This is a genomic window from Mycobacterium sp. DL440, assembly GCF_011745145.1.
Classification (GTDB): Bacteria; Actinomycetota; Actinomycetes; order Mycobacteriales; family Mycobacteriaceae; genus Mycobacterium.
Map to the genome: position 1 here is coordinate 2,838,296 of NZ_CP050191.1, position 18,404 is coordinate 2,856,699.

General features: G+C 66.9%; 16 protein-coding genes. 8 read left to right on the forward strand and 8 right to left on the reverse strand.

All coding sequences use genetic code 11. The features are described 5' to 3' along the window. From sucB to HBE63_RS13770, 5 genes are all read left to right on the forward strand, one after another. The coding region (gene sucB / locus HBE63_RS13750) for a 2-oxoglutarate dehydrogenase, E2 component, dihydrolipoamide succinyltransferase (protein WP_166905237.1) at positions 1-938 on the forward strand (938 nt) is incomplete at its 5' end. Positions 939-962: 24 nt separating this feature from the next. Beyond that, positions 963-1,871 (forward strand): TIGR01777 family oxidoreductase, encoded by a 909-nt coding sequence (locus HBE63_RS13755; protein ID WP_166905238.1) that lies wholly within the window; start codon positions 963-965, stop codon positions 1,869-1,871. A gap of 27 nt (positions 1,872-1,898) precedes the next feature. Further along, entirely contained in the window at positions 1,899-2,597 is a 699-nt protein-coding gene (gene lipB / locus HBE63_RS13760) for a lipoyl(octanoyl) transferase LipB (RefSeq protein WP_166905239.1), read from the forward strand. 4 nt (positions 2,598-2,601) lie between these two features. Beyond that, complete coding sequence (gene lipA, locus HBE63_RS13765; RefSeq protein WP_166905240.1) at positions 2,602-3,546, forward strand: lipoyl synthase; 945 nt, start codon at positions 2,602-2,604, stop codon at positions 3,544-3,546. Positions 3,547-3,550: 4 nt separating this feature from the next. After that, entirely contained in the window at positions 3,551-4,303 is a 753-nt protein-coding gene (locus HBE63_RS13770) for a DUF4191 domain-containing protein (RefSeq protein WP_166905241.1), read from the forward strand. A gap of 80 nt (positions 4,304-4,383) precedes the next feature. Here the strand turns inward: HBE63_RS13770 and HBE63_RS13775 are convergent, their stop codons facing one another. Beyond that, on the reverse strand, positions 4,384-4,869 hold the full coding sequence (locus HBE63_RS13775; RefSeq protein ID WP_166905242.1) for an RDD family protein: 486 nt from the start codon (positions 4,867-4,869) through the stop codon (positions 4,384-4,386). Between the two features lie 156 nt (positions 4,870-5,025). Between HBE63_RS13775 and glnA (HBE63_RS13780) the strand changes: the two genes are divergently transcribed. The 3 genes from glnA (HBE63_RS13780) to HBE63_RS13790 all read left to right on the forward strand — a co-directional run bounded on the left by glnA (HBE63_RS13780) (position 5,026) and on the right by HBE63_RS13790 (position 7,591). Continuing rightward, positions 5,026-6,462: a type I glutamate--ammonia ligase gene (glnA, locus tag HBE63_RS13780; protein WP_166905243.1), complete on the forward strand. Its 1,437-nt coding sequence runs from the start codon at positions 5,026-5,028 to the stop codon at positions 6,460-6,462. Between the two features lie 182 nt (positions 6,463-6,644). Beyond that, entirely contained in the window at positions 6,645-7,076 is a 432-nt protein-coding gene (gene dtd / locus HBE63_RS13785) for a D-aminoacyl-tRNA deacylase (protein WP_166905244.1), read from the forward strand. A gap of 32 nt (positions 7,077-7,108) precedes the next feature. Further along, positions 7,109-7,591 (forward strand): DoxX family protein, encoded by a 483-nt coding sequence (locus tag HBE63_RS13790; RefSeq protein ID WP_166905245.1) that lies wholly within the window; start codon positions 7,109-7,111, stop codon positions 7,589-7,591. Between the two features lie 28 nt (positions 7,592-7,619). Here HBE63_RS13790 and HBE63_RS13795 read toward each other — a convergent pair whose 3' ends face one another. From HBE63_RS13795 to HBE63_RS13825, 7 genes are all read right to left on the reverse strand, one after another. Beyond that, positions 7,620-8,480, reverse strand: a complete 861-nt coding sequence (locus HBE63_RS13795) for a TIGR03619 family F420-dependent LLM class oxidoreductase (RefSeq protein WP_166909767.1) — start codon at positions 8,478-8,480, stop codon at positions 7,620-7,622. Further along, complete coding sequence (locus HBE63_RS13800; RefSeq protein ID WP_166905246.1) at positions 8,477-9,106, reverse strand: PaaI family thioesterase; 630 nt, start codon at positions 9,104-9,106, stop codon at positions 8,477-8,479. Before HBE63_RS13800 ends, HBE63_RS13795 begins: the two co-directional genes overlap by 4 nt. Positions 9,107-9,193: 87 nt before the next feature. Next, complete coding sequence (locus HBE63_RS13805; protein WP_166905247.1) at positions 9,194-12,211, reverse strand: bifunctional [glutamine synthetase] adenylyltransferase/[glutamine synthetase]-adenylyl-L-tyrosine phosphorylase; 3,018 nt, start codon at positions 12,209-12,211, stop codon at positions 9,194-9,196. 37 nt (positions 12,212-12,248) lie between these two features. After that, positions 12,249-13,589, reverse strand: a complete 1,341-nt coding sequence (gene glnA, locus HBE63_RS13810) for a type I glutamate--ammonia ligase (RefSeq protein WP_166905248.1) — start codon at positions 13,587-13,589, stop codon at positions 12,249-12,251. A gap of 52 nt (positions 13,590-13,641) precedes the next feature. Next, entirely contained in the window at positions 13,642-15,183 is a 1,542-nt protein-coding gene (locus HBE63_RS13815) for an alpha/beta hydrolase (RefSeq protein ID WP_166905249.1), read from the reverse strand. An 88-nt stretch (positions 15,184-15,271) separates the two neighbouring features. Then, positions 15,272-16,789 (reverse strand): alpha/beta hydrolase, encoded by a 1,518-nt coding sequence (locus HBE63_RS13820; protein WP_243858639.1) that lies wholly within the window; start codon positions 16,787-16,789, stop codon positions 15,272-15,274. A gap of 65 nt (positions 16,790-16,854) precedes the next feature. Then, positions 16,855-18,390, reverse strand: a complete 1,536-nt coding sequence (locus tag HBE63_RS13825) for a wax ester/triacylglycerol synthase family O-acyltransferase (protein WP_371815029.1) — start codon at positions 18,388-18,390, stop codon at positions 16,855-16,857. Positions 18,391-18,404: the final 14 nt, after the last annotated feature.

Genomic DNA, 18,404 nt, shown 5'->3' on the forward strand with positions numbered 1-18,404 from the left:
GCTCGCCGTACGTCACCCCGCTGGTGCGAAAGTTGGCCGCGGAGAACAGTGTCGACCTCGCTGCGGTGAAGGGCACCGGTGTCGGCGGCCGCATCCGCAAGCAGGACGTGCTCGCCGCGGCCGAGGCCAAAAAGGCCCCTCCGGCTCCGGCAGCACCGGCAGCCCCTGCCGCGGCCGCACCCGCCGCCGCGTCGGCCGCCCCGGCCCTGGCCCACCTGCGCGGAACCACGCAGAAGGCCAACCGGATTCGCCAGATCACAGCGAAGAAGACGCGCGAATCGTTGCAGGCGACTGCGCAGTTGACCCAGACCCACGAGGTCGACATGACCAAGATCGTGGCGTTGCGGGCCCGGGCGAAGGCGGATTTCGCCGAGCGCGAAGGTGTCAACCTCACCTACCTGCCGTTCATCGCCCGCGCCGTGATCGATGCGTTGAAGATCCACCCGAACATCAACGCGAGCTACAACGAGGACACCAAGGAGATCACCTACTACGACGCCGAACACCTCGGCTTCGCCGTCGACACCGAGCAGGGCCTGCTCTCCCCGGTGATCCACAACGCCGGTGACCTGTCGCTGGGCGGGCTCGCACGCGCCATCTCCGACATCGCGGGCCGCGCCCGGTCGGGCAACCTCAAGCCCGACGAGCTGTCCGGCGGCACTTTCACCATCACCAACATCGGCAGCCAGGGCGCGCTGTTCGACACCCCGATCCTGGTTCCGCCGCAGGCGGCGATGCTGGGCACCGGGGCGATCGTCAAGCGGCCGCGGGTGATCTCCGACGCCTACGGCAACGAGTCGATCGGCGTGCGCTCGGTGTGCTACCTGCCGCTGACCTACGACCACCGACTGATCGACGGCGCCGACGCCGGCCGGTTCGTGACCACCATCAAGCGCAGGCTCGAAGAAGGTGCTTTCGAGGCCGACCTCGGGCTGTAACGCCGTTAGGAGGGGCTCCCCACTGTGGCGGACGCCGTCATCGCGATAGCGGGATCATCCGGTCTGATCGGTTCGGCGCTGGTATCAACGCTGCGCGCCGCCGATCGCCGGGTGCTCCGGATCGTACGCAGGGCACCATCGAACGGCGACGAGCTGTTCTGGAACCCCGACACCGGGGAGTTCGACGCTTCCGCGCTCCACGGCGTGGACGCGGTGGTGAACCTCTGCGGCGTCGGCGTCGGCGAGAAGCGTTGGTCGGGCGCCTTCAAACAGAGTCTGCGCGACAGCCGGATCGGGCCCACCGAGGTGCTGGCCGGCGCCGTGTCCGATGCCGGGGTGCCCGTGCTGATCAACGCGAGCGCCGTCGGTTACTACGGCGACACCCGGGACCGGGTGACCGACGAGTCCGCACCCGAGGGACGCGGGTTCCTGGCCGGGCTATGTGCGGATTGGGAGGCGGCCACGGCGCCGGCAATCGCCGCCGGTTCTCGGGTGGTGCTGCTGCGCACCGGACTGGTCATGTCCCCGTCGGGCGGCATGGTGAACCGGCTCAAACCGCTGTTCTCACTGGGCCTGGGCGCCCGGTTGGGCAACGGTCGGCAGTACATCCCGTGGATCAGCCTGGAGGACGAGGTCCGCGCGATCCTGTTCGCGATGGCGAACGACAGCTTGTCGGGCCCGGTCAACCTCACCGGGCCGGCTCCGGTGACCAACGCCGAGTTCACCGCGTCGCTGGGCCGCGCCCTCAATAGGCCCACCCCGGTGATGGTTCCGGGTTTCGCGTTGCGCACGCTGCTCGGCGAGATCGCCGACGAGGGACTGCTCGTGGGCCAGCGCGCCATCCCCGCGGCTCTCGAGCGCGCCGGCTTCAGCTTCCACCACAACACCATCGGCGAGGCGCTGGCCTACGCCACCGCAACCAAGGACCTGTGACTGGGATCCTGGCGTACGGTCGAGGCTGTGACATCCATCCGCTCGGCGGCCGCTCCCGTCGAGGTGCGGCGTGTGGGGACACTCGACTATGAAGCCGCCTGGGCGCTGCAGCGCGAGATCGCCGATGCCAGGGTTGCCGGCGGGCCCGATACCCTGCTGCTGCTTCAGCACCCCGCCGTCTACACCGCAGGAAAGCGCACCGAGCCGCATGAGCGTCCGGTCGACGGCACCCCTGTCGTCGACACGGACCGCGGCGGCAAGATCACCTGGCACGGCCCCGGACAGTTGGTGGGCTACCCCATCATCGGCCTGACCGAGCCGCTGGATGTGGTGAATTTCGTTCGGCGCCTTGAGGAAGCACTCATCAGCGTGTGCGCGGATCTCGGTCTGCAGACCGGTCGCGTCGACGGACGCTCCGGCGTGTGGGTTCAGGGCGACACCGCGGCGAACCGCGCATCAGGCAGAGCGCGGCCGGCCCGCAAGGTCGGGGCGATCGGCATCCGGGTGTCCCGGGCGACGACGCTGCACGGGTTCTCTCTCAACTGTGACTGTGACCTGTCCGCGTTCTCGTCGATCGTGCCGTGCGGCATCGCCGATGCGGGGGTGACATCGCTGACGGCCGAACTCGGCCGGCTCGTCACCGTCGACGACGTCACCGACCGCGTCGCCGCCGCGGTGTGCGACGCACTGGACGGACGGCTGGAACTAGCTCTGAACGTAGGATGAACCTGTGACTGTGGTGCCTGAAGGTCGGAAGCTGCTGCGTCTGGAAGTGCGGAACGCGCAGACACCCATCGAACGCAAGCCATCGTGGATAAAGACCCGGGCCAAGATGGGCCCGGAGTACACCGAGCTCAAGGGGCTGGTGCGCCGCGAGGGCCTGCACACGGTGTGCGAGGAGGCCGGCTGCCCCAACATCTTCGAATGCTGGGAGGACCGGGAAGCCACGTTCCTGATCGGTGGCGAGCAGTGCACGCGTCGGTGCGACTTCTGCCAGATCGACACCGGCAAGCCCGCCGAGCTGGACCGTGACGAACCCCGCCGGGTCGCCGAGAGCGTGCAGGCCATGGGACTGCGCTATTCGACGGTGACCGGGGTGGCCCGCGATGACCTGCCCGACGGCGGCGCATGGCTGTACGCCGAAACCGTGCGCTACATCAAGCGTCTCAACCCGAACACCGGCGTGGAGCTGTTGGCGCCGGACTTCAACGGCGACCCGGACCAGCTGGCAGAAGTCTTCGAATCACGCCCAGAAGTGTTCGCGCACAACGTCGAAACGGTGCCGCGCATCTTCAAGCGCATTCGTCCGGCGTTCCGTTACGACCGCAGCCTGGCGGTGATCACCGCCGCTCGCAACTTCGGCCTGGTCACCAAATCGAACCTGATCCTCGGGATGGGCGAGACCATCGACGAGGTGCACACCGCGCTGCGCGACCTGCACGACGCGGGCTGCGACATCGTCACCATCACCCAGTACCTGCGGCCGTCACCGCGCCACCACCCGGTCGAACGCTGGGTGCACCCCGACGAGTTCGTCGAGTTGTCGAGCTACGCCGAGGGCCTGGGATTCGCCGGTGTGCTGGCCGGACCGCTGGTGCGTTCGTCCTACCGCGCGGGCCGGCTCTATGCCCAGGCCGCGCGGGTTCGGTTCGCTGATCAGCCCCCCGTATCCTGAAGTAATGGCGAAAACCCGCACTGCCGCAGAAACCAAGGCGGCAAAGGCCGAGGCGAAGGTTGCCCGCAAGGCGGCCTCCAAGCAGCGGCGCAGTCAGCTCTGGCAGGCATTCCAGATCCAGCGCAAAGAGGACAAGCGCCTGCTGCCGTACATGATCGGCGCATTCGTGCTGATCGTGGCCGCCGCGGTGGTCGCCGGTCTGCTCCTCGGCGGGTTCACCATGTACACGATGATCCCCCTCGGCGTCGTGCTGGGCGCACTGGTCGCGTTCATCATCTTCGGCCGCCGGGCCCAGAAGTCGGTGTACAAGAAGGCCGAGGGCCAGACGGGTGCCGCGGCCTGGGCGCTGGACAACATGCGCGGCAAGTGGCGGGTCACCCCTGGCGTCGCGGCGACGGGTCATTTTGACGCAGTGCACCGGGTGATCGGTCGGCCCGGCGTGATCTTCGTCGGCGAGGGTTCGGCCACTCGGGTCAAGCCCCTGCTGGCGCAGGAGAAGAAGCGCACCGCACGCCTGGTCGGCGACATCCCGATCTACGACATCGTGGTCGGCAACAGCGAGGGCGAGGTGCCGCTGTCCAAGCTGGAGCGCCACCTGAACAAGCTGCCGGCGAACATCACCGTCAAGCAGATGGATTCGATCGAGTCTCGGCTCGCCGCCCTGGGCACCAAGGCCGGCCCGGCCGGGATGCCCAAAGGTCCGATGCCCGCCGGCGCGAAGATGCGTGGCGTGCAGCGCACTGTCCGCCGCAAGTGAGCGCTTCACGCTGTCGAGCGTGAACAAGATCGCGAGATTTCAGGAGAATGTCGCGATCTTGTTCACATTCGGGTGAGGGGCTACCGCCGCACCACGGCAGTGAACGTCAACCGGTCGTGCAGTCCGCGCAGATCGCTGTCGGAAACCAGCGGCGGGATCACCAGGGCGATCAGCACCACCCGCAGGAATGCCCGGACGATGCCGATCCGGTCGCGCCCGTCGGCGGGCACCACAATCAGGCCGACCGCGAGCTGCCCCGGTGTGAACGAGAAGAGCCGCACCGCGACGGTGCCCAGCACCATCCAGATCACCAGCACCGCTGTGGACAACAGCGGCATAGTCACCAGCCCAAAGGCCATCGCGAGCCCTGCCAGCCCATAGGCCACCAGCCAGTCGATGCACAGCGCACCGAGTCGCCGTCCCATCCGGGCCAGTGAACCGGAGCCGGATTCGGGCAGCCCGAGGCGCTCACCGGGGTATTTTCCCCGTGAGTCCTGTGCGTCCTCGCCGTCACCGGCGTCGAAAGGTCCGGGTCCGGACAGCCAGGTTCCCATCGTGCGCGACATAAGGTCAGAATAGGCGGAGCCGGTTAAGTGACGGTCAGTAGCTCATGTCACAGAGAACGGTCATCGCGTAACTTGCACGCAACATATGGTTGACGACCGCGCAACATCGTGTCCTTAGCGTCAACCCGCGGGTTACCAGTTAAAGGAGAACACTCAGTGGCAGAAAAGACGTCCGACGACATCTTCAAGCTGATCAAGGACGAGAACGTCGAGTATGTCGACATTCGCTTCTGCGATCTGCCCGGCGTCGTCCAGCACTTCTCGATCCCGGCGTCGGCGTTCGACGCGAGCGTCTTCGAGGACGGCCTCGCGTTCGACGGCTCGTCGGTCCGCGGCTTCCAGTCGATCCACGAATCCGACATGATGCTGCTGCCGGACCCCGACACCGCGCGCATCGACCCGTTCCGCGCCGCCAAGACGCTGAACCTGAACTTCTTCGTGCATGACCCGTTCACCCGTGAGGCGTACTCCCGCGACCCGCGCAACGTGGCCCGCAAGGCGGAGAACTACCTGGCCAGTACCGGTATCGCCGATACCTGCTTCTTCGGTGCCGAGGCCGAGTTCTACATCTTCGACTCGGTGAGCTTCGACTCCAAGATGAACGGCACCTTCTACGAGGTGGATTCCGAGTCGGCGTGGTGGAACACCGGCGAGCCCTTCGAGGCCGACGGCGGCCCCAACCTCGGTTACAAGGTCCGCCCCAAGGGTGGCTACTTCCCCGTCGCGCCGTACGACCACTACGTCGACCTGCGCGACGAGATGTCGACCAACCTGATCAACGCCGGGTTCACCCTGGAGCGCGGTCACCACGAGGTGGGCACCGCCGGCCAGGCCGAGATCAACTACAAGTTCAACACCCTGCTGCACGCGGCCGACGATGTGCTGCTGTTCAAGTACATCATCAAGAACACCGCGTGGCAGAACGGCAAGACCGTCACCTTCATGCCCAAGCCGCTGTTCGGTGACAACGGTTCCGGCATGCACGCCCACCAGTCGCTGTGGAAGGACGGCCAGCCGCTGTTCCACGACGAGTCGGGTTACGCGGGCCTGTCCGACATCGCCCGCCACTACATCGGCGGCATCCTGCACCACGCCCCGTCGCTGCTGGCGTTCACCAACCCGACGGTGAACTCCTACAAGCGTCTGGTGCCGGGCTACGAGGCCCCGATCAACCTGGTGTACAGCCAGCGCAACCGCTCGGCCTGTGTCCGTATCCCGATCACCGGCAACAACCCGAAGGCCAAGCGCCTCGAGTTCCGCTGCCCGGACAGCTCTGGCAACCCGTACCTGGCATTCGCGGCCATGCTGATGGCCGGCATCGACGGCATCAAGAAGAAGATCGAGCCCCTGGCCCCGGTCGACAAGGACCTCTACGAGCTGCCGCCGGACGAGGCCGCCAACATCCCGCAGGCGCCCACCTCGCTGTCGGCGGTGATCGACCGCCTCGAAGAGGATCACGAGTACCTCACCGAGGGTGGCGTGTTCACCGAGGACCTGATCGAGACGTGGATCTCCTACAAGCGGGAGAACGAGATCATGCCGATCCAGATCCGGCCTCACCCGTACGAGTTCTCGCTGTACTACGACGTGTAAGTCGGCACGTTCTAGCGCGACGTCCAAGTCGTAAGGCATAAAAAAGGCCGGGTGGCTTCCTTCGGGGGCCACCCGGCCTTTCTGCATCCGTGGCACGCGTCGATTTCGACACCTGGGTCGTTGGTTTTCGAAAAGCACAGCCCAGGGGTAGAAGTCGCGGGCCTCCCCCGCACAATGGACCGATGCGTGTTCTGGTGCAGCGGGTGACCTCTGCGAGCGTGACGGTCGACGGCGCGGTCGTGGGAGCCATCGCTCCGAACCCGCAGGGGCTTCTCGCCCTGGTCGGGGTCACCCACGAGGACGACACGGGCAAGGCGCGCCGGATGGCCGAAAAGCTCTGGCAGTTACGGATTCTCGATGGTGAGAAGTCGGCGTCCGACGTTGCTGCGCCGATCCTGGTGATCAGTCAGTTCACGTTGTACGCCAACACCGTCAAGGGCAGGCGCCCGTCGTGGAATGCGGCAGCACCGCGGCCCGTCGCCGAGCCGTTGGTGACTGAATTCGCCGACGCGCTCCAGAAACTGGGCGCGGTTGTGCAAACGGGGATTTTCGGTGCGGATATGCGGGTGGAACTGGTCAATGACGGGCCGGTAACGGTGATGTTGGAGCTGTGAACTTACTGGGAGTCTGGGCGTACTGTCAGGCCATGACGACCAATTTGGACGCACGGCTTGCGAGCTACTCATCACCTGTCTTGAGTGCATTCCGCATCATCTTCGGTCTGTTGTTCACGCTGCACGGCAGCATGAAGCTCTTCGGCTGGCCATTGGGCGCCGCCATTCCGGTAGGCAGTTGGCCGGGATGGTGGGCCGGCCTCATCGAATTCGTCACCGGGCTACTGATCCTCGTTGGATTGTTCACACGCATAGCGGCTTTCATCGCTGCCGGTCACATGGCCGTCGCGTACTTCTGGATGCACTGGCCGCCGCTGGAAGGTCCTGCAGCCAGTTTCTGGCCGTTCGACAATGCGATGGGTGGTAACGGGGGTGAGATGACGATCATGTATTGCTTCGCCTTCCTGCTACTGGCAACCACCGGCGCCGGCAGGCTTTCGGTGGACGCCCGACGACGGCCGACTGTGCAAGCCGCGACCTCGCCGCGCCGGAGGTTCGGCCGGCTAGCGCGCTGAGCGACACTGGATCCGCGCGCTGCCGTCGTTATCGATCCAGCGCGAGATCCTTGCGGAACCGCTTCATCCCGTCGATCTTCTCGGCCAGGGTGGCGTCGGGGCCCGAGTAGAACATCCACGGCATGGTGATGATGCCCTGGATGCCGCCGGCCTCCGCGCGCGCGTAGTGCTCGGGGGTGAAGGCGTCGGTCAACGGCGTGATGATGGTGAAATCATCCATCGTCAAACCCTTTTCGGCGCGCAGATCCCGCAGCCGGTCGACCCGCTGCAAGGCGGCCTCGGTAGAGATCAGGTCGCCGATCCAGCCGTCATGGCGCGCAGCGCGGCGCAGCGCGATGTCAGACAGACCGCCCACGTAGATCGGGATCGGCGGCGGAGTGGGCTCCATCTCGAGCCGAGGCGTGGTGTAGAACTCGCCGTCGAACTCGGTCCAGCCGGGCTCCCACAGCTGCTTCATCAGCTCGAGCATCTCGTCGGTGCGCTTTCCGCGTCGCGCGAACTGCTGGCCCAGCAGCCCGAACTCCTCCTCGCACCAGCCCACCCCGATGCCGAGTTCCAGCCGTCCGCCGGCCAGATAGGCCGCGGTGCCAATGGCTTTCGCAGCCGAATACGGGTCGCGCATCGCAGGCAGGTAGACCGTGGTGACGAACTTCAGCCGAGTAGTGACCAGTGCCAGCGCCCCGATCATCACCCACGGATCCGGCCAGTCGGTGAACGCCTCCCAGCGCCGCTTGCCGTCCTTTGTGTACGGATACGGCGTGGACAGCGTCTCCAGATTCACCACATGATCCGGGATGCCCATCCCGTCGTATCCGAGATCGTCTGCGGCCCTCGCTACTTCGACGGCCTCCCGGGTGTCCATGAAAGCCATGCTCACGTAGAACTTCATCCGGCGTCCCGCGCCCATGCCGGAGTGATGAAGACGCCTTCCGCCTCGACGGTGATTCCGTCGCCGTCGCTGATGTGGCCCCTGGCAAAGGTTTTGACACCTTCGGTCCGGTCGATGTACGCCTCGGCCCGCAGCGGCCCCAGCGGCGTGCCGCGGCGGTACCGGCAGGTGATGGTGCCGGTGTAGCGCGGTTCGTTCAGTCCCCCGCTGGCCACCTCACCGAGAATGTGGTCGAGCACCAGGGCACAGATCCCACCGTGCACCCAGCCCAGCGGCCCCTCGTAGGCGGCACCCAGCACGAATTCACTCCAGCAGCTGCCGTCCTCGGAGTGCTCGATCACCAGTGGCGGGGCCAGCGCATTGCGCAGGCCGACGACCGGATTCGCCCACACCACCGGACGGTTCGTCTCGGCGTGCAGCATGGCCTGTGACCCATCGCGCTGTTCGCGGCGCAGTGCGGCGGTGACGGCCTCGACAGCCGTGGTCGCCTCGGCGATGGTCTGCGAGTCCACCTCGGTGCGGACTCCGGCGTCGACGAGTTCGCGCATGGCCCGGGCGAACGGCTCATAGAGTGCTTCGAGCCGATCGTGCTCGGCCGCGGTGATGACGTCGAACGTGTGCTGCATCCGGACTCCCAGTGAATTGGTTATACGCCCTTATTAACACCAACCACTGCGGCGTCCCGCACGCGGGGGCCAGTTAGGCCCTACCGACTACTCCCCGCCGAAAATCTTCCGGACCACGCCCTTCGCCCGCCGCGTCACCCGCAGGTAGTTGTCCAGGAACTCCCCGCCGTCGTCGCTGCCCCATCCGGCCGCCAGGGCGACCGCGTTGAGCTGACGGCCCGGACCGGGCAGCTGATCGGTGGGCTTGCCGCGCACCAGCACCAGAGCATTGCGTGCCCGCGTGGCCGTCAGCCAGGCTTCCCGCAACAGCTCGACGTCATCCTCGGCGACCAGTTCGGCCGCGCCGATCACGTCGAGGGTCTGCAATGTCGAAGTGTTGTGCAGCGCAGGCAGCTTGTGTGCGTACCGCAGCTGAAGCAGCTGCACGGTCCACTCGATGTCGGCCAGCCCGCCGCGGCCCAGCTTGGTGTGGGTGTTGGGGTCGGCACCGCGGGGCAGCCGTTCGGCGTCCACGCGTGCCTTGATCCGACGGATCTCCTGGACGGCTTCGGCCGACACCCCGCCGGCGGGGTAACGCGTCTTGTCGGCAATGAGCAGAAAGCGTTCGCCGAGTTCCAGATCTCCGGCCACCCGGTGGGCCCGCAGCAGGGCTTGGATCTCCCACGGCTGAGCCCACTGCTCGTAATAGGCCGCATATGACGCCAGCGTGCGCACCAGCGGCCCGCTACGGCCCTCCGGGCGCAGCCCGGTGTCGACCTCCAACGGCGGGTCCGCGCTCGGTGTCCCCAGCAGGGCCCTCACCTGTTCGGCGACGCTCACTGACCAGCGCACGGCTGCCGAATCCTCGACGCCGGTGTTCGGTTCGCACACGAACATCACGTCGGCGTCGGAGCCGTATCCCAGCTCGCCGCCGCCGAGCCGGCCCATGCCGATCACGGCGATGCGTGCGGGCGCACCGGATTCGGGTGTGTTGGCCCGGATCACTGCGTCCAGTGCGGCCTGCAGCACGGCGACCCAGACCGCGGTCAGCGCCCGGCACACGTCGGTAACGTCGAGCAAGCCCAGCACGTCCGCGGAGGCGATGCGGGCCAGTTCCCGACGGCGCAGCGTGCGGGCGGCGGCGATGCCGCGCACCGGGTCTGGGTGTCGGCCGGCCGAGGCCACCAGCGCGCGGGCCATGCTGTCGGGATCGCCGTCGAGCAGCTTCGGGCCGTTGGGCCCGTCCGCGTAGAGCTGGATCACCTCGGGGGCGCGCATCAGCAGTTCGGGGATGTAGGCCGAGGTGCCCAACACCCGCATCAGCCGCTTGGCCACCGCCCCCTCGTCGCGCAGAGTCGACAGGTACCAGCGCTGCTCGGCCAGTTCCTCGCTGATCCGGCGGTAGGCCAGCAGGCCGGCGTCCGGGTCGGGGGTGTCCGACAGCCAGTCCAACAGGGTCGGCAGCAGCACCTGCTGCACGGTTGCTCGCCGTCCGGTCTGCCCGGTGAGGGCGGCCAGGTGGGTCAGTGCGCTCTGTGGTCCCTCGTAACCCAGTGCGGCAAGCTGTCGTTCGGCCGCCTCGGTGCTCATGCCGGCGCCGATGCCCAGCGCCGGTTGGCCCACCGATTCCAGCAGCGGTTGGTAGAAGAGCTTGGCGTGCAATCGCGACACCCGCATGCTCTGCCGCTTGAGTTCCTCGCGCAGTACGCCCGCCGCGTCGTGACGACCGTCGGGGCGCACGTGCGCGGCCCGGGCCAGCCAGCGGTACGCCTCGTCGTCGCTCTCGTCGGGCAGCATGTGGGTGCGTTTGAGCCGCTGCAGCTGCAGCCGGTGCTCGAGCAGCCGCAGGAATTCATAGGAGGCGGTCAGGTTGGCAGTGTCGTCGCGACCGATGTAACCGCCCTCGCCGAGGGCCGTCAGCGCATCGACAGTGGACGCCACATGCAGTGAGTCGTCATTGCGTCCGTGCACCAATTGCAGGAGCTGGACGGCGAATTCGACGTCACGCAGGCCGCCGGTGCCCAGCTTGAGCTCGCGGGCCCGCACTCCGGCCGGGACAAGTTCCTCGACGCGACGGCGCATGGCCTGCACCTCGGGAACGAAATCCTCACGCTCGCAGGCGGTCCACACCATGGGCATCAATGCTTCGATGTAGGCCTTACCGAGTTCGGCGTCGCCCGCGGCGGGGCGCGCCTTGAGCAATGCCTGGAATTCCCAGGTTTTCGCCCAGCGCTGGTAGTAGGCGACATGGGAATCCAGTGTCCGAACCAGTTGGCCGCGTTTACCTTCGGGGCGCAATGCGGCGTCGACTTCGAAGAATGCATCGGCGGCGAATCGCATCATCTCGCCTGCCACCCGGGTTGCGGTGGCCAGGTTGTCGTCGTTGTCGGATTCATCCGCTCCGCCTACCAGGGGCTCCCCCACGAAGATGACATCGACGTCGCTGACGTAATTCAGTTCGTGTGCACCGCATTTGCCCATGGCGATGACCGCCAGGCGGGGCTGCATCCCGTCTTCGCATACGACGCGGGTGGCCACCGTCAGCGCTGCGCCCAGCGCGGCGTCGGCCAGGTCGGACAGGTGAGCGGCGACCTCGACGAAGGGCAGCACCGGCTCATTCTCGACGGTCGAGGCCACGTCGAGCGCGGCCAGGACCAGCAACCGGTCACGGTAGAGATCTCGCAGCGCAGGTACGGCACTGCTTGTGCCCCTGTCGATCTCGGCAGCGAGTGCAGCAGCGGTGAAGACGCTGCGCAGCTCGTCGATGCCGGGGAGTCCCACCGCGCCAACCAGCAACCGCCACGATTCCGGATGGGCTACGAGGTGATCACCGAGGGCCAGAGAGGATCCCAGTACACCGAACAGCCGGCCCCGGAGTGCCTTGTCGGTCAGGAGCTGACGGTTGAGTTCGTCGGTGCCGGCCCCGAGCGCATCGGCCAACCGGACCATGGCCAGCAGCGCGCTGTCGGCGTCCGGTGCGCGCGACAGCGACCACAGGAGCTCGACGTGTGCCTCGGTGTTCCAGCCGAGCTGTTCCAGTTCGGCTGCCGCTTGCGGATGCACCAGACCGAGCCGACCGACGCTGGGCAGTTTCGGGCGATCGGTGGCAGGTTTGGGCACGTTCACGACGGTAGCGCACATGCCGCCGGCACCGGCGCCGACTCTACAGCGAGAGGTAGGTCTTCAGCTCGTACGGGGTGACGTGGCTGCGGTAGTTCTCCCACTCTGCGCGCTTGTTGCGCAGGAAGTAATCGAATACGTGCTCCCCCAACGCTTCCGCAACGAGCTCGGAGTTCTCCATCGCCTCCAGCGCGTTGCCAAGGCTGGTCGGCAGCTCGCGGTAGCCCATGGCACGCCGCTCCTCGGGTGTCAGGCTCCAGACGTCGTCCTCGGCCTGTGGGCCCAGCACGTAACCCTTCTCCACACCGCGCAGCCCGGCGGCCAGCAGCACCGCGAACGTCAGGTACGGGTTGCATGCAGAGTCAGGGCTGCGGACCTCGACGCGTCGTGACGACGCCTTGCGCGGGGTGTACATCGGAACCCGCACCAGCGCCGAGCGGTTGGCCGCACCCCACGAGGCCGCGGTGGGCGCTTCGCCGCCGTGCACCAGACGCTTGTAGGAGTTCACCCACTGGTTGGTGACGGCGCTGATCTCGCTGGCGTGCTCCAGGATGCCCGCGATGAAGGACTTGGCCACATCGGACAGCTGCAGCGGGTCGTCGGGGCTGTGGAAGGCGTTGGTGTCGCCTTCGAACAGGCTCATATGGGTGTGCATGGCCGAACCGGGGTGTTCGCCGAACGGCTTGGGCATGAACGACGCACGCACGCCGTCGGCCAGGGCGACCTCCTTGACCAGGTAGCGGAAGGTCATCACGTTGTCGGCCATCGACAGCGCATCGGCGTAGCGCAGGTCGATCTCCTGCTGCCCGGGCGCACCCTCGTGGTGGCTGAACTCCACCGAGATGCCCATCTGTTCCAGGGCCTCGATGGCGTGGCGGCGGAAGTTGGGGGCCGAATCGTGCACGGCCTGGTCGAAGTACCCGCTGTTGTCGGCCGGCACCGGCACCGAACCGTCGTCCGGGCCGGGCTGCAGCAGGAAGAACTCGATCTCCGGATGCACGTAGCAGCTGAAGCCCAGGTCGCTGGCCTTGGCCAGCTGGCGTCGCAGCACGTGCCGGGAGTCGGCCCAGGACGGAGAGCCGTCCGGCATGGTGATATCGCAGAACATGCGCGCCGAGTAGTGCTTGCCGGCGCTGGTGGTCCAGGGCAGTACCTGGAAGGTCGAGGGATCGGGACGGGCGACGGTGTCCGATTCCGAGACGCGGGCGAAGCCCTCGATGGAGGACCCGTCGAAACCGATGCCCTCCTCGAATGCCCCTTCGAGTTCGGCGGGCGCGATCGCTACCGACTTGAGGTAGCCGAGCACGTCGGTGAACCACAACCGAACGAACCGGATATCGCGTTCCTCCAGGGTGCGCAGCACGAATTCCTTCTGGCGGTCCATGAGCGCAGCGTAGGCATCGGCTGTTAATTCTGTGTTACGGGCCTGCAAGGAGTTAGCAGGAGAGGTCGCCCGGCGAGGCCTGGTTGACGAAGAAGTTCAGCACCGCGGTGTCGACACAGGCGTCCCCGTTGAACACCACGGTGTGTTGGGTGCCCTTGAAGGAGATCAGTGCCGCGCCCATTTGCCCGGCCAGGTCCACACCGGCCTGGTACGGCGTGGCCGGGTCGCCGGTGGTGGACACCACCACGACCTTGCCGGGTCCGGGCCCGGTGATCGGGTGCGGCGCCGACGTCGCGGGCACCGGCCACAGTGCGCAGATGTCGCGGGGCGCGTATCCGGTGAACTCGCCGTAGGACATGAACGGTGCCGCGGCCCGGATCCGCTGATCGGCGTCGGCCCACACCGTCGGGTCGGTGGGGAATGGCGAGTCGACGCACCGGATCGCGGTGAACGCGTCCTGCATGTTCTGGTAGTGCCCGGCATCCGGACCGGCGGAACCGCGACGCCAGTAATCATCCGCGAGCAACAGCAGGTCACCCGCATCGGTGCCGCGCGTCAACCCGAGAAGTCCGCTGGTCAGGTACGGCCAGTACCGCGCCGAGTAGAGGGAATTGCCGGTGCCGGTGATTGCGTCGGCGTAGCCGAGCCCGCGCTGGTCCGCGGTGGGGTGCGGCGTCGTCACCAGTGGATCCACGAGCCGCCGGAACCGGCCGACGAACTGGGCTGGGTCGGTACCCAACGGGCAGTCGGCTGATCTCGCGCAGTCCGCGGCGTAGGTGTCGAAGGCCTTCTGGAAGCCGGCGAGCTGGCGGATGTTCTTGGTGATCGGATCCTGACTGGGGTCGATGGCGCCGTCGAGCACCATGGTGCGCACCCGGTCGCCGAACTGTTCGGCGTAGGCGCCACCCAGTTCGGTGCCGTAGGAGAAGCCCAGATAGTTGATCTGCTCCTCCCCCAGCGCAGCCCGCACCGCATCCATGTCCCGCACCGCCGATGCAGTGCCGACGTTGGCCAAGAACGGTGCACCCATGCGGTCCAGGCACTGCTGGGCGAATTGTCGGTAGACATTTTCGATGTGTGCGACCCCGGCCGGGCTGTAGTCAGCCATCGGCTCGCGGCGGTAGGCGTCGATCTCGGCGTCGGTGCGGCAGCGCAACTCCGGGGTGGAGTGCCCGACGCCGCGCGGGTCGAACCCGACCAGATCGAAATGATCGGTGAGTGGGGACCCGGCCAGCGCCGCGCCCATGCCGGCGACGGTGTCCACCGCCGAGGCACCGGGGCCACCGGGGTTGATGAACAGGGCACCGATCCGGTTACCGGTGGCCGGAATCCGGATGACGGCCAATTGAGCTTGTGCACCTTGGGGATCCGGGGAGTTCCATTCGACGGGTACCGACACGGTGCGGCACTGCGCCGTCGGAATCCGTGCCGGATCTTGCACCCACTGAGCGCAACTTCCCCACTCCGGCCCGGATTCCGGTGCGGCGCCCGCGACCGGTGCGGCGACGGGGCACACCACGGCGGCTGCGCCGAGCAGGGTCACCGCCAGAGCTCGCACCACTGCCCGTCTGCCCGCCCACCGCACGGCAGTCATGGTCGCATGGCGGCCGCCGCCGGGTCTGCGCCTGAGGCCGAGCAGAGATCAGCCGGAGACCATCCGGTGACCTTCCCGTCCTGATCGGTCAGCAGCGGGTCCCGGGCGGCGGCACTGTCACGTCGACGAGGTACGTCGCGGCGATATCGTCGATGCACTTGTTGCCCTGGAACACCACGGTGTGCTGGGTGCCCTCGAAGGTCACCAGGGTGCCGCCGAGTTGGCGAGCCAGGTCGACGCCGGCCTGGTAGGGCGTCGCCGGGTCGTTGGTGGTCGAGACGACCAACGTCGGAGGGAGCCCCTTCACCGAGATCTCGTGTGGCTTGCTGGTGGGCGGCACCGGCCAGAACGCGCAGGTACTCATTGGCGCGTGCCCGGTGAACTCGCCGTAGCTCATGAATGGAGCCACCTCGCGGGCGCGCCGGTCCTCTTCGACGACGGTGGCCCGGTCGGTGATGGCAGGTTTGTCCACGCAGTTGACCGCGACGCGCACGTCGGTCGAATTGTTGTAGTGGCCCTTGGCATCTCGGCCCATGTACAGGTCGGCCAATGCCAGCATGACATCGCCGTTGCCTTTCTTCAGCCCGGTCAGGCCCTCGGTCAGGTGCCGCCACAGGTTCGGCGAGTACAGCGGCAGGATGGTGCCCACCGTGGCGTCGCTGTAGCCCAGCCCCCGCTGATCGCGGGTCTTGGCCGGGTGTTCCACCAGTGGGTCGACCAGGCTCTTGTAGACCTCGACGGCCTTGGCCGGGTCGGTGCCAAGCGGGCAATCGGGGTTCTTGGTGGTGCAGTCGGTGGCGTAGTTGTCGAAGGCCTTCTGGAATGCCGCGGCCTGACGGATGTCTTCTTCGACCGGATCCGCGTTGGGGTCGACGGCACCGTCGAGGATCATCGCGCGGACGTTCTGCGGGAACTGCTCGGCGTAGGTTGCACCGATGCGGGTGCCGTAGGAGTACCCCAGGTAGGTCAGCTTGTCGTCGCCGAGGGCGATCCGGATCGCGTCCAGATCCTTGGCGACGTTCTCGGTTCCGACGTTCTCGAGGAACTCTTTGCCCATCTTGTCGACGCAGCGCTGAACGAATTTCTTGGTTTCGTTCTCCAGGTGGTCGACGCCTTCGGGGGTGTATTCCACCGTCGGATCGGCCCGCAGCCGGTCATTGTCCTCGTCGGAGTTGCACCACACCGCGGGCGTCGAGGAACCGACACCGCGCGGATCGAACCCGACGATGTCGAAGCGGTCCTTGACCGACTGCGGCAGACCCGACAGCAGGGAGACGGCCGATTCCACGCCGGATTCGCCGGGCCCGCCCGGATTGATCACCAGCGAGCCGATCTTCTGGCCCGCGGCCGGGAATCGGATTATTGCCAGGCGGGCGATGTCGCCGTCGGGCTTGGAGTAGTCGACCGGCACCGACAGCATCCCGCATTCGGCGTTGTCGGGGATCTGCACGTGGTCACCGGAACCGGCGTTGCACGGCAGCCATTGCACCGGCGTTCCGGGCCTCGGAACCGCGATCCTGGCCTGGCCCTCGACCACCTGGGTACAGCCCGCCGCGGCCACGACCGTCACCGCCAGCAGCGCGCCGAACCTCATCCTGAACTTCATGGCTGCCCATGCTGCCATGACGTGACATCGCCGCAGGCCGGGCCTGGTCACGAGGCGCCGGGACACTATCGGGTAGCGGCCAGGAGTTCGTCGAGCGCGACGTGGAAGTCGTCGGCCATATCCCACAGGTCAGGCAGCAATTCCGGGCAGGACATGATGCCGACGTCGAGCATGCCGGTCAGCGACATCACGGTGATGTTGAGACCCGATCCGTGGAAGATCGGGCCCAGCGGGTACATGGCCTTGACCTCACTGCCCAGCAGGTATAGCGGCTGCTGCGGCCCGGGCACGTTGGAGATGACGAGATTGTGGACGGGCTTGGCCCCCGACAGCCGGCTGGCCGCGTACACCCGCATCGCGGCGCCGAACACCGCGGGCGCCGCGAACTGGGTCCAGTCCTGAAGCAGCGTCGCACCGATCGCGGAACTGTGTTGTTTGGCAACCGAATTCGACGCAGCGATGGCCCTCAGCCGTTCGGCCGGATCATCGATGTTGGTTTCGAGCTTGGAGAACATCCCCGAGACCTGGTTGCGTCCGGGCCGGTCGGAACGGTCATGCACCGACACTGGCACCATCGCTACCAGGGAGTTCTCGGGCAGTTCGCCGCGGTCGCGCAGGAAGGTGCGCAGCACGCCGGACACCAGCGCCATCACCACGTCGTTGACCTTGACGTCGAAGTGGTTCTTGACGGTCTTGATGTCCTCGAGGTCCAGCTGGGCGAACGCGACGCTGCGCTGGCCGGTGATGTTGGTGTTGAACGCGGTTTTCGGCGCGTTGAACGGGGCAGCCATCGCCTGGCCATTGAAGGCCCGGCGCACAGTATCGATGACAGTGCTCGCAGTGGAGGGCAGCACGTTAGCCAGCTTCAGCGGGCGGGCCGCGAACCTGAGGGCCCCGCTGATGGCGATCTCGGCGCCGGTGGCGCCGCCCACCCCGTCCACCGGGTCGGGCGGCGGTGCGTCCGCCTCGGTGGTGCACAGCTGCGACATCAGGTTGGCGCCGGTCACCCCGTCCACGCCGGAGTGGTGCACCTTCGTCATCAGCGCCAATCGCCCGCCCGCATGGGCGTCGGTGCCCGCCACGTTCTCGATGACCCACATCTCCCACAGCGGCCGGGTCCGGTCCAGCGGCAGCGAGGCGATGTGCCCGCAGATCTCGGCCAGCTCGGCACGCCCACCCGGGGCCGGCAACCCGATTCGGTGCAGGTGCCGGTTGACGTCAAAATCCTTGTCTTCCACCCGCACCGGATGGTCGAGATTGAATCGGCTGTCGGCGAGCTTCTCCCGGAATTGCGGCATCGCCTTGATGGTCAGAGACAACGCGTCACGCATCCGGTCGAAGGTGTAGCCGCCCGGCATCGTCGACGTGTCCAGTTCGAGTACCGAGCACACGTGCATCGGCTGCGCCGCGGTTTCGAGGTAGAGGAAACTGGCGTCGAGTCCGCTGAGCCGTTGCATGCCGCTGATGTTAGGGCGCGACGCTGAAACTGTGAGGAAATCCACTCGAACGTCGCTTTGGCCTTCATTCCTCGCAGTGGCAGACTGGCGGTTGTCAGCCGAACCCGGGGACCGCGACGCGGCCTCGAGGATCGAACCGACCATCACAAGGGACGACG

Excerpts from the sequence above, each read along its gene's own strand:
- HBE63_RS13770 (WP_166905241.1), top strand. The coding sequence starts at position 3,551 with ATGGCGAAAACCCGCACTGCCGCAGAAACCAAGGCGGCAAAGGCCGAG.
- HBE63_RS13775 (WP_166905242.1), bottom strand. The coding sequence starts at position 4,869 with ATGTCGCGCACGATGGGAACCTGGCTGTCCGGACCCGGACCTTTCGAC.
- dtd (WP_166905244.1), top strand. The coding sequence starts at position 6,645 with ATGCGTGTTCTGGTGCAGCGGGTGACCTCTGCGAGCGTGACGGTCGAC.
- HBE63_RS13790 (WP_166905245.1), top strand. The coding sequence starts at position 7,109 with ATGACGACCAATTTGGACGCACGGCTTGCGAGCTACTCATCACCTGTC.
- HBE63_RS13795 (WP_166909767.1), bottom strand. The coding sequence starts at position 8,480 with ATGAAGTTCTACGTGAGCATGGCTTTCATGGACACCCGGGAGGCCGTC.
- HBE63_RS13800 (WP_166905246.1), bottom strand. The coding sequence starts at position 9,106 with ATGCAGCACACGTTCGACGTCATCACCGCGGCCGAGCACGATCGGCTC.
- glnA (WP_166905248.1), bottom strand. The coding sequence starts at position 13,589 with ATGGACCGCCAGAAGGAATTCGTGCTGCGCACCCTGGAGGAACGCGAT.
- HBE63_RS13815 (WP_166905249.1), bottom strand. The coding sequence starts at position 15,183 with ATGACTGCCGTGCGGTGGGCGGGCAGACGGGCAGTGGTGCGAGCTCTG.
- HBE63_RS13820 (WP_243858639.1), bottom strand. The coding sequence starts at position 16,789 with ATGAAGTTCAGGATGAGGTTCGGCGCGCTGCTGGCGGTGACGGTCGTG.
- HBE63_RS13825 (WP_371815029.1), bottom strand. The coding sequence starts at position 18,390 with ATGGTCGGTTCGATCCTCGAGGCCGCGTCGCGGTCCCCGGGTTCGGCT.